Raw genomic sequence first — 13,429 nt, forward strand, 5'->3', positions numbered from 1 at the left:
CGCGGGTGCGGGCCTTTTGCTTATTCCTCGTTGCGCGAGCGGTAGGGCTGCGGCCGCGAGAGTTGCGGTCGGCCTTCCTGCTCTTCGAAGAAGTAGCGCAGATAGAGGTTGCCGTTGACGTCGCGCTCGTCCTGGGCATTGTCCAGGCCCAGGCGACCGCCCAGGGCGAATTGCCCGCTGAGGCGGTATTCGCCATTGGCGGAGAGGCTGTAGGCCACGCCGGTCTTGCTCTTGCTGCCGTACTGGCCTTGGCCTGCGGCTTCCGCGGCGGCCTGCAGGGCAGCGTCGTCCGGATAGCGATCCGCGGCGTCCTGGCGAATGGTCTGCACGCCCAGCACGCCCTGCACCTGGTAGGCCCAGAGATCGCCGCGCTGCGCCCACACCAGGGGTACGCCGATGGCGAAGTAGCGCTGCGGGCTGAAGTAGCCGCCATGGCCGTAGGTCAGGTGGTTCTGGTTGTTGTCGTAGCCGATCGCGGTGGCCGAGAGGCCCACGGTGAACAGGCTGTCCGGGCCATTGCGCAGGTAGTAGTAGACGCCGGTGCCGATCTCGAAGCGGTCGTTGTCCTTGACGTCGTGGCCGGTCAGGCGATGGGCCGCGCCATAGATGTAGGAGCCGTAACGGCCGTCGTCGTATCTCAGCCGCGCCAGGCCGCCGTTGGCGGTGACGCCGCCCCACTCCTGGCCGGTGCGCGGATCGCGGATGCCGCCATAGGACGCCAGGGAATCGGTCACCGAACGGCGCGATACGCTCAGGGCATAGAGCAGGTTCTCGCTGAGGCTGCTCAGCGGGCGCTCCAGGGTCGCGCCGCCAACCACGGTGCTGTATCTCAGGCCCACCGGCGAGACGCCGATGTCGCCCTTGAGCCCGCGGCCCGCGTCTTCCACGGCGATGGACGCCGCCACGCCGTTTTCCTTCTGGCTGCCGTCGCTGCTGCTGTCGTTGATGCGCGTCGGGGTGACGCGCACGGCCAGGCGCTGGTCGCCGGCGGGGAAGGAGATCTCCAGCGGCGCGCTGACGGTGGTCTGGCGCGAACTGCCACTGGGGTCGTAGCTGCGTACGCTGAGGCCCTGGGTGATGCGGATGCTGCGCTCGCGCTGCAGCTGGCCGAGGATCTGCTCGGTGGCCAGGCTGCTCGACAGGCTGCTGGTGGGCACCACGGACAGGTCGCCGAAGGGGTTGTTGGCAGCCTTCTGCGCCTGCAGCGGATCGCTCCAGGCGTAGTCGACGCTGCCGGCGTTGCCACCGGCGGCGGCCGGAACGGCGGCCAGGGCGTCATCGCTGCGGGTCTGGCCGGGCAGGGCGGCGAAGGGGTTGTCGCTGGCACCGGCGGCGCGGGCCGCGGATTCGCGATCCTTGCGCTCCACCTGGACCACCTGCTCCAGCAGGCCGGTGGCGGTACCGGCCATGCCGATGTCGCGGTAGAGCAGGGCGGCGCGGCGCAGCACCAGGGGATCGCTCTGGCCCAGCTTGACCGCCTGGTCCAGATACTGGCGGGCGGTGACGCTGTCCTGGGACTTGGCGGCGATCTCGGCGGCGCCCAGATAGAGTTCGGCGTCCTTCGGCTGGTCGCTGAGCACGTCGCGATAGAGCTGGCGCGCCTTCTGGGTGTCGCCGCTGGCCAGGTACATGCGCGCCAGGGCGGCCTGGGCGGCCTTGTCGTCGGGACGGGCCTTGAGCGCCGGGGCCAGGGTGTCGTAGGCGGCGGCGAGCTTGCCCTGGTCGGTGAGGCGATCGGCCTGACGGATGCGATAGCGCGCGAGGAGGTCGTCGTACTGCTGCTTCTCGCCGCTGTCGAGCACCACGCCCTGCAGGTCGCGCAGGACGTTGCCCACGGTCTGGTCCTGGTTCAGCTGCAGCTGGATGCTGGCGTAGTGCAGCTGCATGGCGGGCGCCGGGCGGGTATCGCCGGTGATCATCGGCTTGAGCAGGGCCAGGCCGTGCTCGGGATCGCCGGCGGTGGCGAAGGCCTCGGCCAGGTCGCCGATCAGATCCGGATTGCGACCGGCGCGGGCTTCCAGGCGCTGCATCAGGCTGCGCGCTTCCTCGCGGCGCCCCTGCTTGGCCAGGGCCACGGTCTCGGCCAGTTGTTCGTTGAAGGTGATGCGCGCGGCCAGGGCGTTCATGTCCGGCGAACGCTGGGCCTGGGGAATGCGCATCAGGGTCTGCATGGCGCGCGGGTATTCGCCCAGCTCGTTGGACAGCAGGGCGCTGGCATAGAGCACCTCGGGGCGCTGGGCGCCATCCTTGACCAGGCTGTCCACCAGGTCGCGGGCGGCGCGCGGCCGGCCCTGGCGGACCTCCAGGCGAGCCTGGGCCAGGCGCAGCCAGGGATCCTCCGGGGACTCCTGGCGCGCCTGTTCCAGCAGGCGCGAGGCACCCTGCAGATCGCCCCGCGCCTCGGCGGCTTCGGCTTCCTGCATGGCCTGGCCGGCGCGCAGGCGATCCAGGCCCTTGACCTGATTCTTGGCGATCGGCTGCAGATTCTTGGTGAGTTGCAGGGCTTCCTCGGTGCGGCCCAGCTCGTTGAGCGCGGCGATGCGTCCGTAGTAGGCGTCGACGTTGGCCGGCTCGCGCATCAGCACCTGGCGGTAGGTGGCCTCGGCCAGTTCCCATTGGCGCTTCTGGCTCTGGATACCGGCCAGGAACAGTTGCGCCTCGACCGCTTCGGGCTTCAGGCGGATGGCTTCCACGCTGAGATCCCGCGCCTGGTCCAGCTCGCGCTTGTTCTCGGCGGCATGGGCGCGTTCCAGCAGGTGGTGGTAGCGCGCCTCGTCCAGCGCCGGCTGCCAGGTCTTGCCGCCTTTCTGCACGGCCTGGGTCAGCAACTGCTCGGCATCGGTCCAGCGCTGCTGCGCCAGGCGGGCACTGCCCAGCTTGCCCAGGGCGTCCGGATCCTGGGGCGTCTTCTTCAGCTGGGCTTCCAGGGCCTGGACGGCGGCCGCGCTCGGCGCGGCGTCGGCAGCGGCGGCCCAGGTCGCGTCGGCATGAATCAGCAGGGCGAGCAGACCAAGGGACAAGGTGAGGTGCTTGGGCATGGTTCTTTCCGTGAAGACTGGTAGGCGTCGCTGCAGCACCTGGCGCAGAGCTGGGGACGATTTCGGCTATAAGGGAATAGCTGAACGCAAGCTGAACGGCAAATACAGCCGCGGATGATTCCCGACAGGCCGTGGCGAGTCAACCAAATCGAGCAGGCGAATGCCATCGCCAGGCCCCTCGGCGCTGGCCGCGCAGGGCCCGGCGACGCTATACTCTGCGGCTTTCCCACCGTCTTTCGCAGGCCGCCGACCATGACCGAGTCCGTCTCCGCCTACATGACCCGTCTTGGCCAGGCTGCCCGTGCCGCGTCGCGGGTCGCCGCCCGGGCGAGCACCGCCCAAAAGAACCGCGCCTTGCTCGCGGCCGCCACCGCCCTGGACGCTCGCCGTGCCGAGCTCACCGCGGCCAATGAGCAGGACCTGGCCGCTGCGCGCGCCAACGGTCTGGACCCTGCCATGCTGGATCGCCTGGCGCTGACGCCCCAGCGCGTCGACGACATGATCGAGGGTCTGCGCCAGGTGGCGACGCTGCCCGATCCCATCGGTGAAATCCGCGACATGAGATACGTGCCCTCGGGCATCCAGCTGGGCAAGATGCGCGTGCCGCTGGGCGTCATCGGCATCATCTACGAGTCGCGTCCCAATGTGACCATCGATGCGGCCAGTCTTTGCCTCAAGTCCGGCAATGCCACCATCCTGCGCGGCGGCTCCGAAGCCATCTATTCCAACCAGGCCATCGCCGCCTGCATCCAGGCCGGTCTGGCCGAAGCCGAGCTGCCGGCTGAGCTGGTCCAGGTGGTGGAGACCACCGACCGCGCAGCCGTGGGCGCGCTGATCACCATGCCCGAATACGTCGACGTCATCGTGCCGCGGGGTGGCAAGAGCCTGATCGAGCGCATCAGTCGCGATGCCCGGGTACCGGTGATCAAGCACCTGGACGGTATCTGCCACGTCTACATCGACCGCGCTGCCGACGTCGACAAGGCCATTCGCATCGCCGACAACGCCAAGACCCAGCGCTATGCGCCCTGCAACACCATGGAGACGCTGCTGGTCCATGCGGCCATCGCGGAGCGGGTGTTGCCGCCCCTGGCCGCCATCTATCGCGACAAGCAGGTGGAGCTGCGCGGCTGCGAGCGGACCCGAGCGCTGCTCGGCACCGACGTCCTGCTGGCCAGCGAAGAAGACTGGCGCACCGAATACAACGCGCCGATCCTGTCCATTCGGGTGGTGGATGGCCTCGATGCGGCCATCGAGCACATCAATGCCTATGGCTCGCAGCATACCGATGCCATCGTCACCGAGAATTTCAGCGACGCCCGGCGTTTCCTGACCGAGGTCGATTCGGCGTCGGTGATGGTCAATGCCTCCACGCGCTTCGCCGACGGCTTCGAATACGGCCTGGGCGCCGAGATCGGCATCTCCACCGACAAGCTGCACGCCCGCGGGCCGGTGGGCCTGGAAGGACTGACCAGCGAGAAATACGTGGTCTTCGGCGACGGTCACGTCCGCAGCTGATGAGCAGCCTGCCCACCCGCATCGGCTTGTTCGGCGGTACCTTCGATCCCGTGCACATTGGTCACCTGCGCGCGGCGCTGGAGGTGGCCGAGGCCCTGGCGCTGGACGAACTGCGGCTGATCCCCAGTGCCCGGCCGCCCCATCGCGAGGCGCCCAGCGTCTCCGCCGAGGATCGCCTGGCGATGGTGCGCCTGGCGGTGGCCGACGTCGCGAACCTGGTGGTCGATGACCGGGAACTGCGCCGAACGCGCCACTCCTATACCATAGAGACCCTGGAAAGCCTGCGCGCCGAACTCGGCGATGAGGTGCAGCTGTTGCTCATGCTGGGCTGGGACGCCTTCTGCGGCCTGCCGAGTTGGCACCGCTGGCGCGAGTTGCTGGAGCTGTGCCACATCCTGGTCCTGCAACGACCCGACGCCGACAGCGAGCCCTGCCAGGAATTGCGCGATTTCCTGGCGGCGCGCAGTCAGCCCGATCCCCAGGCCCTCAAGGGGCCGGGCGGGCAGATCACCTTTATCTGGCAGAACCCGCTCGCGGTGTCCGCCACCCAGATCCGCGGCCTCTTGGCCACCGGGAAGTCCATCCGCTTCCTGGTGCCCGATGCCGTGCTTGACTACATCCGGACGCACGGCCTCTATCCGGCGTCCTCCGAACCGAGGTAAGAGCTACACCATGCAAAGCGAACAACTCGTCCAGGTGGCCATCGCCGCCCTGGAAGACATGAAGGCCCAGGACATCATCTCCCTGGACGTGCGGGAAAAGACCAGCGTGACCGACATCATGGTCATCGCCAGCGGCACCTCCAGCCGCCACGTCAAGTCGCTGGCCGACAACGTGCTGGAAAAGGTCAAGCAGCAGGGCGTGCGCCCGCTGGGCAGCGAAGGCCTGGAAGGCGGCGAATGGGCGTTGCTCGACCTGGGCGACGTGGTCGTCCACGTGATGCTGCCGACCACCCGCGAGTTCTATGACCTCGAGCGCCTCTGGCGCGGTGCCGAGCAGAGCCGCGCCGCCCACGGCGAATAAGCCCGGTGCGCCTGCGTCTCATCGCCGTCGGCTCGCGCATGCCGCGCTGGGTCGAAGAGGGCTGGCACGAGTACGTCAAGCGTCTGCCGCCGGAACTGCCGCTGGAACTCGTCGAGATCCCGCTGCAGACCCGGGGCAAGAACGCCGACGTCGCCCGGCTGATCCGCCAGGAGGGTGAGGCCATGCTGGCCAAGGTGCAGCCGGGCGAGCGCGTGGTGACCCTGGAGGTCACCGGCAAGCCCTGGAGCACCGAGCAACTGGCTGAAACATTCCAGCAGTGGCGCCTGGAAGCCCGGACCGTCAACCTCATGGTCGGCGGTCCCGAGGGTCTCGCTCCCGAGGTGCAGGCCCGCAGCGAACAGCGCTGGTCGCTCTCGCCGCTGACCCTGCCGCATCCGCTGGTGCGCATCCTCGTCGGTGAGCAGCTCTATCGCGCCTGGACCGTACTGGCCGGCCATCCGTATCACAAGTAGTCCGTACCTGCGATGTCGCAACCCATACGCCTCAAGGACCACGAGAAAGACGCCCAGCTCGTCCGCGCCCGCGTGACCGTCGGGGCGGTGCTCTTTCTCGTGCTCGCCTGCGTACTGGTGGCGCGCATGTACTACCTGCAGGTCATCCAGCACGACTACCACTCGACCCTGTCGGAAAACAACCGGGTCCATGTCCAGCCGATCCCGCCCACCCGCGGCCTGATTTACGACCGCAACGGCATCATCGTCGCCGACAACCGCCCCAGCTTCAGCCTGACCATCACCCGGGAGCGGGCCGACAACTGGCGGCAGACCCTCGATACCCTGGTGCAGGTGCTGGGGCTGACCGAGGAAGACCGCGAACTCTTCGAGAAGCGCATGAAGCAGGGGCGGCGGCCGTTCGAGCCGGTGCCGGTGCTGTTCGAGCTGACCGAGGAGCAGATCGCCAAGATCGCCGTCAACCAGTTCCGCCTGCCCGGGGTCGAGGTGACGGCGCAGCTGGTGCGGCACTATCCCATGGGCGAGCACTTCGCCCATTCGGTGGGCTATGTCGGGCGGATCAACGAACAGGAGCTCAAGCGCCTGGATCCGGTCAACTACAGCGGCACCCACCACATCGGCAAGACCGGCGTGGAGCGCTTCTACGAGCCCGAACTGCACGGCGAGGTGGGCTACGAAGAGGTCGAGACCAACGCCCGGGGCCGGGTCCTGCGGGTGCTCAATCGCACCGACCCCAAGCCGGGCAAGGACATCGTCCTGACCATCGACTCGCGGCTGCAGGCCGCCGCCGAAGCCGCCCTGGGCGGACGTCGCGGGGCCATCGTCGCCATCCAGCCCAAGACCGGCGAGGTGCTGGCCATGGTCAGCCAGCCGAGCTACGACCCGAATCCCTTCGTGACCGGGATCAGCTTCAGGGAATATTCCGAGCTGCGCGATTCCATCGATCGCCCGCTCTACAACCGGGTGCTGCGCGGCCTCTATCCGCCCGGTTCGACCATCAAGCCGGCGGTGGCCATCGCCGGTCTCGACACCGGCGCCACCACGCCCCAGGCCAGGGTCTTCGATCCGGGCTACTACGAGTTGCCCAACTACGATCACAAGTACCGCAACTGGAACCACGGCGGCGACGGCTACGTGGACATGGATACGGCGCTGATGAGGTCCAACGACACCTACTTCTATGACCTCGCCCACAAGATCGGCATCGATCGCCTCTCCGAGTACATGGGCAAGTTCGGCCTCGGCCAGAAGGTTGCCCTGGACATGTTCGAGGAAGCGCCGGGGCTGATGCCGTCGCGCCAGTGGAAGCGCGCCACCCGCCGCCAGGCCTGGTTCCCCGGCGAGACGCTGATCCTCGGGATCGGCCAGGGCTACATGCAGGTGACTCCGCTGCAGCTGGCTCAGGTCACCTCGCTGATCGCCAGCCATGGCCAGTGGATCCGGCCGCACCTGGCCAAGACCCTCGACGGCCAGCCGCCGGCGGATCCCAACCCCATGCCCGACATCGACCTCAAGGATCCGAGCTACTGGGACAGGGCCATCCACGGCATGGAAATGGTGGTGCAGAATCCGCGCGGCACCGCCCACAAGCTCAACGTCGGTGCCCAGTACCGCATCGCCGGCAAGAGCGGTACCGCCCAGGTGGTCGCCATTCGCCAGAACGAGAAGTACAACTCGGCGGCGCTCAAGGAACGCCACCGCGACCACGCCCTGTTCGTCGCCTTCGCCCCGGTGGACAATCCGCAGATCGCCGTGGCGGTGATGGTCGAGAACGGCGAGTCGGGTGGCGCCGTGGCCGGACCGGTCGCGCGTCAGGTGCTCGACGCCTGGCTGCTCGATGACCAGGGCCATCTCAAGGCCGAGTACGCCAAGCCGACTACCGCCGGGGCGACCGCCGCCGCGACCAAGGTGCAGCCATGAGTCTTGCTCCCAACTTCGATCGCACCATCCCCGAAGGGGACGTGATGAAGCGGCGCGCCACCCTGCTGCAGCGCCTGCACATCGACGGCCCCTTGCTGATCCTGCTGCTGATGCTGGGGGCGACCGGCCTGTTCGTTCTCTATTCCGCGGGCGGCCGCAATCTCGACCTGCTGTTCAAGCAGGCCAGTTCCTTCGGCCTCGGCCTGGTGGCCATGGCCGTCGTCGCCCAGCTCGAACCGCGCTTCATGGCGCGCTGGGTGCCCCTGGGCTACGTGATCGGCGTGGCCCTGCTGGTGGTGGTGGACGTCATGGGCCACAACGCCATGGGCGCCACCCGCTGGATCAACATTCCCGGGGTCATCCGCTTCCAGCCGTCGGAATTCATGAAGCTCCTGATGCCCATGATGATGGCCTGGTACCTGTCCAAGCGCAGCCTGCCGCCCAACTTCAAACACAGCGTGATCAGCCTGTCGCTGGTGGTGGTGCCCTTCGTGCTGATCCTCGACCAGCCCGATCTCGGCACCGCCATGCTGGTACTGGCCTCGGGCGGCTTCGTGCTGTTCGTCGGCGGCCTGCAGTGGCGCTGGCTGATCGGCGCGGTGAGCGCCGCGGTGCCCCTGGCGGTGGCCATGTGGTTCTTTGTCCTGCACGACTACCAGAAGCGCCGGATCCTGACCTTCCTCGACCCGGAGATGGACCCCCTAGGCGCCGGCTGGAACATCATCCAGTCCAAGGCCGCCATCGGCTCGGGCGGGGTGTTCGGCAAGGGCTGGCTGCTGGGTACCCAGTCTCATCTGGATTTTTTGCCGGAAAGTCACACGGACTTTATCATTGCCGTCCTCGGCGAAGAGTTCGGCATGGTCGGCGTCTGCCTGCTGCTGGTGCTCTATCTGCTGCTCATCGGTCGCGGCCTGACCATCACGGTGCAGGCCCAGACGTTGTTCGGCAAGTTGCTCGCCGGCGGCGTGACCATGACCTTCTTCGTCTATGTCTTCGTCAACATCGGCATGGTCAGCGGCCTGCTCCCCGTGGTGGGCGTACCGCTGCCATTCATCAGCTATGGCGGCACCTCGGTGGTCACCTTGTTCACCGGGTTCGGAGTTTTGATGTCGATCCACACGCACCGCAAGTGGATCGCCCAGGTTTAACACGCAACAAAGAAGGGTTAGATGCCGACAATGGGATGGATGCGTCGCTGCCTGCTGAGCCTCGGGCTCGCGGGTGCGATGGGCGTGACGACCGGCGTCGTCGCGGGTGACTACGACGCGGCACCGCTGACGCGCGACTTCATCGCCGAGATGAGTCAGAGCTATGGCTTCGCCTCGGAACAGCTGCAGGCGCTGTTCGGCGAGGTCGAGCGCAAGCAGGCCATCCTCGACGCCATCTCGCGACCGGCCGAGCGGGTCAAGCCCTGGAGCGAATACCGCCCCATCTTCATCACCGATCGGCGCATCGCCCAGGGCGTCGACTTCTGGAAGGCCCACGAAGAGGCCCTGGCCCGCGCCGAGCGCGAATACGACGTGCCGGCCCAGTTCATCGTCGCCATCATCGGCGTGGAAACCTTCTACGGCCGCAACACCGGCAACTACCGGGTGCTGGATGCGCTCTCGACCCTGGCCTTCGACTATCCGCCGCGCGCGCCCTTCTTCCGTAGCCAGCTGCGCGAATTCCTGCTGCTGGCCCGCGAGCAGCAGGTCGATCCGCTCAGCCTGACCGGTTCCTATGCCGGCGCCATGGGCCTGCCGCAATTCATGCCGGGCAGCTTCCGCGCCTATGCGGTGGACTTCGACGGCGACGGCCACATCAACATCTGGTCCGATCCCACCGACGCCATCGGCAGCGTGGCCAACTACTTCAAGCGCCACGGCTGGTCCGGACGCGGTCCCACCGCCATTCGCGCCCAGGTCAGCGGCGAGCGGGTGGAGGAGGGCGTGGTGGCCGGCATCGAGCCGGTCAAGAGCGTCGCCGAGTTGCGCGCCCTGGGCTGGAACGCCCAAGACCCTGCCCTGCGTGACGATTTGCGTGTAACCTCGTTCCGCCTCGACGGAGACAAGGGACCGGAGTACTGGATGGGCCTGCCCAATTTCTACGCCATTACCCGATACAACCGCAGCGTCATGTACGCCATGGCGGTGACCGATCTGGCCAATGCCATCGCCGAGCGCCATGCCGCCGAGGGTGCCAAGCCGTGATGCGCCTGACTGCCCTGGCGCGCCTGGCCGGTTGCCTGGGCCTCGGCCTGCTGCTGGTGAGCTGTTCCAGCCAGGCGCCCAAGCCGACCAGCAAGGGCGTGGCCGGACCGGGTGGCTACCTGCGTCCGCACCGTGACGGCGCGCCCTGGTGGGACGTGGACGTCAGCCGCATTCCCGACGCCGTGCCCATGCCCTACAACGGGCCGCTGAAGAACAATCCCTACACCGTGCTGGGCAAGACCTATTTCCCGCTGACCGATTCGCGCAATTACCGCGTGACCGGCACCGCGTCCTGGTACGGCACCAAGTTCCACGGTCAGGCCACCGCCAACGGCGAGACCTACGACCTCTATGGCATGACCGCGGCGCACAAGACCCTGCCGCTGCCCAGCTACGTGCGGGTCACCAACCTGGACAACGGCCGCAGTGTGATCCTGCGCGTCAACGACCGCGGCCCCTTCTATTCCGACCGGGTCATCGACCTGTCCTTTGCCGCGGCCAAGAAGCTCGGCTACGCCGAGATCGGCACCGCCCGGGTCAGCGTCGAAGGCATAGATCCGCAGCAGTACTGGGCCCAGCGCGGCCAGGCGGTGCCCATGGTACTGGCCCAGCCGCGCCAGGCGCCGGTGGCCCAGAAGACCACCGAGACCCAGACCTTCGGCGCCATCGAGACCTATACGCCACCGGTCAACCAGCACGCCGAGCCGGTGACGCCCGCGGCCGTCGACGCAAAAAAAAACGTTTCTGTCCCAGCCGCTGGGCTCTATCTGCAGGTGGCGGCCTTCGCCAATCCGGACGCTGCGGAATTGCTCAAGGACAAGCTCAGCGACCTGACCGGTGCCCCGGTGTTCATCAGTTCGACGGTGCGCAACCAGCAGACCTTGCATCGGGTCCGCCTCGGACCGGTCCAGCCGGCTGAGGTCTCCCAGCTCCAGAACAGCGTACGCGTGGCCCGTCTGGGTCAGGCGTCTCTCGTGCAACCGGATTGAAGCAGGGATGCTTCATGACGCCCAGTCGCCGGCCCCAGCCGTCGTGATCCGCCTCGCGCGGATCGTCGTGGACCGTGCGGTCTGGGTCCGCTGCTCCTGCCATACCCCAACCTTTCAGAGATTCGGATGACAATCGCAAAACTCGCTCGACGCCTGCTCCTCCTAGTAACGATCGCCTGTGTCCCGGCCGTCTGGGCGGCCGAGACAATGGTTCCGGCGGCGCCCCAGCTGGCCGCCAAGGCCTGGATTCTCATGGATGCCAACAGCGGCGCCGTGCTCACCGAATCCAACTCCGACCAGCGCCTGCCGCCGGCCAGCCTGACCAAGCTGATGACCGCCTACATCGCCACCCTGGAAATCAACCGGGGTCGCATCAAGGAATCGGACATGGTCACCGTTAGCGAGCACGCCTGGCGTACCGGCGGTTCGCGGATGTTCATCAAGGTCGGCACCCAGGTGTCGGTCGGTGACCTGCTGCACGGCATCATCATCCAGTCCGGCAACGACGCCAGCGTCGCCTTGGCCGAGCACATCGCCGGCAGCGAAGACGCCTTCGCCGACATGATGAACACCACCGCGCAGAAGCTGGGCATGCAGAACACCCACTTCATGGACGCCACCGGTCTGCCGGATCCGAATCACTATTCCTCGGCCCACGACATGGCGATCCTGGCGCGCGCCATCATCAATGCCGATGCCCAGCACTACGCCATCTACTCCCAGAAGGAATTCTTCTGGAACAACATCAAGCAGCCAAACCGCAACCTCTTGCTGTGGCGCGACAAGACCGTCGACGGTCTGAAGACCGGCCACACCGACGAAGCCGGCTACTGCCTGGTGGCCTCGGCCGTGCGCGACGGCATGCGTCTGGTCGCCGTGGTCTTCGGCACCAACAGCGAACAGGCCCGCGCCGCCGAGACCCAGAAGCTGCTGACCTACGGTTTCCGCTTCTTCGAGACCCAGTCCTTCTACAAGAAGGGCACCGAGCTGGCCAAGGCGCCGGTATGGAAGGGTGACAGCCGCGAAGTCCAGGCCGGTCTGGCCAACGACCTGACCATGACCCTGCCGCGCGGTCAGGCCAAGAAGCTGCACGCCGAGATGGTGCTCAACCCGCAGCTGATCGCGCCCATCGCCCAGGGCCAGGTGATCGGCAAGGTCGAGGTGAAGCTGGATGACAAGGTGGTGCACACCGCCGACCTGGTCGCGCTGCAGCCGGTCGAGGAGGGTGGCCTCTTCCGTCGCCTGTGGGATAGCATTCGCCTGTTCTTCTACGGATTGTTCAACTGATCCGTCACCCTGGAAAGGCCCGCATCTGCGGGCCTTTCACCCCCTGCCGACAGAGCTCGGCCTGGAAGTCCGCATGACCGAAGACGTTAAACCCCCCAAGATCGAATTTCCCTGCCCGCGCTATCCGATCAAGGTGATCGGCGATGCCGGTGCCGATTTCGCCGAGCTGGTGCTCGACACCGTCCAGCGCCACGCCCCGGATCTGGATCGCGGCACCCTGGTGACCCGCGACAGTCGCAACGGCCGCTTCCTCTCCGTGCAGGTGCTCATCACCGCCACCGGCGTGGACCAGCTGCAGGCCATCCACCAGGACCTGCGCGCCACCGGCCGCGTGCACATGGTGATCTGATGACCACTCCCGCCCCGGCCAGCCTGGGCGTGCGCCGCTGGGGCCTGAGGCCCTACGAGGCGACCCTGGAGGCCATGCGCCGCTTCACCGATGAGCGCGGCCCGGCCACCCCCGACGAACTCTGGCTGCTGCAGCACCCCGCGGTCTTCACCCAGGGCCAGGCCGGCAAGCCCGAGCACCTGCTCGCCGTGGGCGACATTCCGGTGGTGCAGGTCGATCGCGGCGGCCAGGTCACGTACCATGGTCCCGGTCAGCTCATCGCCTATGTGCTGCTGGATGTTCGCCGCAAGGGCCTGGGCGTGCGAGAATTGGTCAGCGCCATGGAAGACAGCCTGATCGCGCTGCTCGCCGACTGGGGCGTGCAGGCCGCGGCCCGAGCCGATGCGCCGGGTGTCTACGTGGACGGCGCCAAGATCGCCTCCCTCGGGCTGCGCATCCGCAATGGCCGGTCCTTCCACGGCCTGGCGCTCAACGTTGACATGGATCTGGCACCCTTCCGCCGGATCAACCCCTGCGGTTATGCCGGCCTGGCCATGACCCAGCTCCGCGATCTGGTGACCGGGCCACTAGCTTTCGACGAGGTCCGCGAGTCTCTGGTGCGTCACCTGAGTCTGCGCCTGGGCTACCCCGAACCGATCAC

12 protein-coding genes are annotated in these 13,429 nt (G+C 67.3%); 11 read left to right on the top strand and 1 reads right to left on the bottom strand.

Annotated features, from left to right (window positions below):
* Positions 1–20: 20 nt before the first annotated feature.
* Complete coding sequence (locus tag DBY63_RS25360; RefSeq protein WP_108582828.1) at positions 21–3,038, bottom strand: cellulose biosynthesis protein BcsC; 3,018 nt, start codon at positions 3,036–3,038, stop codon at positions 21–23.
* Between the two features lie 252 nt (positions 3,039–3,290).
* Here DBY63_RS25360 and DBY63_RS21695 point away from each other — a divergent pair, with 252 nt between their 5' ends.
* The 11 genes from DBY63_RS21695 to lipB form a co-directional block, all read left to right on the top strand.
* Positions 3,291–4,556 (top strand): glutamate-5-semialdehyde dehydrogenase, encoded by a 1,266-nt coding sequence (locus tag DBY63_RS21695; RefSeq protein WP_108582829.1) that lies wholly within the window; start codon positions 3,291–3,293, stop codon positions 4,554–4,556.
* Positions 4,556–5,218 (top strand): nicotinate-nucleotide adenylyltransferase, encoded by a 663-nt coding sequence (gene nadD, locus DBY63_RS21700; RefSeq protein ID WP_108582830.1) that lies wholly within the window; start codon positions 4,556–4,558, stop codon positions 5,216–5,218. The genes DBY63_RS21695 and nadD overlap by 1 nt, the downstream gene beginning before the upstream one ends.
* A gap of 10 nt (positions 5,219–5,228) precedes the next feature.
* Positions 5,229–5,579 (top strand): ribosome silencing factor, encoded by a 351-nt coding sequence (rsfS, locus tag DBY63_RS21705; RefSeq protein WP_007159669.1) that lies wholly within the window; start codon positions 5,229–5,231, stop codon positions 5,577–5,579.
* 5 nt (positions 5,580–5,584) lie between these two features.
* Entirely contained in the window at positions 5,585–6,052 is a 468-nt protein-coding gene (rlmH, locus tag DBY63_RS21710; protein WP_108582831.1) for a 23S rRNA (pseudouridine(1915)-N(3))-methyltransferase RlmH, read from the top strand.
* 12 nt (positions 6,053–6,064) lie between these two features.
* Positions 6,065–7,972, top strand: coding sequence for a penicillin-binding protein 2 (gene mrdA, locus DBY63_RS21715; protein ID WP_074583862.1), 1,908 nt, complete (start codon positions 6,065–6,067; stop codon positions 7,970–7,972).
* 44 nt (positions 7,973–8,016) lie between these two features.
* A complete protein-coding gene (gene rodA, locus DBY63_RS21720) occupies positions 8,017–9,120 on the top strand; it encodes a rod shape-determining protein RodA (protein ID WP_085982634.1) in 1,104 nt (367 codons plus the stop codon).
* A 21-nt stretch (positions 9,121–9,141) separates the two neighbouring features.
* Complete coding sequence (mltB, locus tag DBY63_RS21725) at positions 9,142–10,164, top strand: lytic murein transglycosylase B (RefSeq protein ID WP_108582832.1); 1,023 nt, start codon at positions 9,142–9,144, stop codon at positions 10,162–10,164.
* A complete protein-coding gene (locus DBY63_RS21730; RefSeq protein ID WP_037007194.1) occupies positions 10,164–11,153 on the top strand; it encodes a septal ring lytic transglycosylase RlpA family protein in 990 nt (329 codons plus the stop codon). Before mltB ends, DBY63_RS21730 begins: the two co-directional genes overlap by 1 nt.
* A 126-nt stretch (positions 11,154–11,279) precedes the next feature.
* Positions 11,280–12,440, top strand: a complete 1,161-nt coding sequence (locus DBY63_RS21735; RefSeq protein WP_007159663.1) for a D-alanyl-D-alanine carboxypeptidase family protein — start codon at positions 11,280–11,282, stop codon at positions 12,438–12,440.
* Between the two features lie 73 nt (positions 12,441–12,513).
* Positions 12,514–12,789, top strand: a complete 276-nt coding sequence (locus DBY63_RS21740; RefSeq protein WP_007159662.1) for a DUF493 domain-containing protein — start codon at positions 12,514–12,516, stop codon at positions 12,787–12,789.
* Positions 12,789–13,429 (top strand): lipoyl(octanoyl) transferase LipB (gene lipB, locus DBY63_RS21745; RefSeq protein ID WP_112298123.1); only part of this gene is annotated, 641 nt, incomplete at its 3' end. The genes DBY63_RS21740 and lipB, both read left to right, overlap by 1 nt.

It is taken from the genome of Pseudomonas sp. RIT411 (assembly GCF_003057735.2).
Taxonomy (GTDB): Bacteria; Pseudomonadota; Gammaproteobacteria; order Pseudomonadales; family Pseudomonadaceae; genus Chryseomonas; species Chryseomonas oryzihabitans.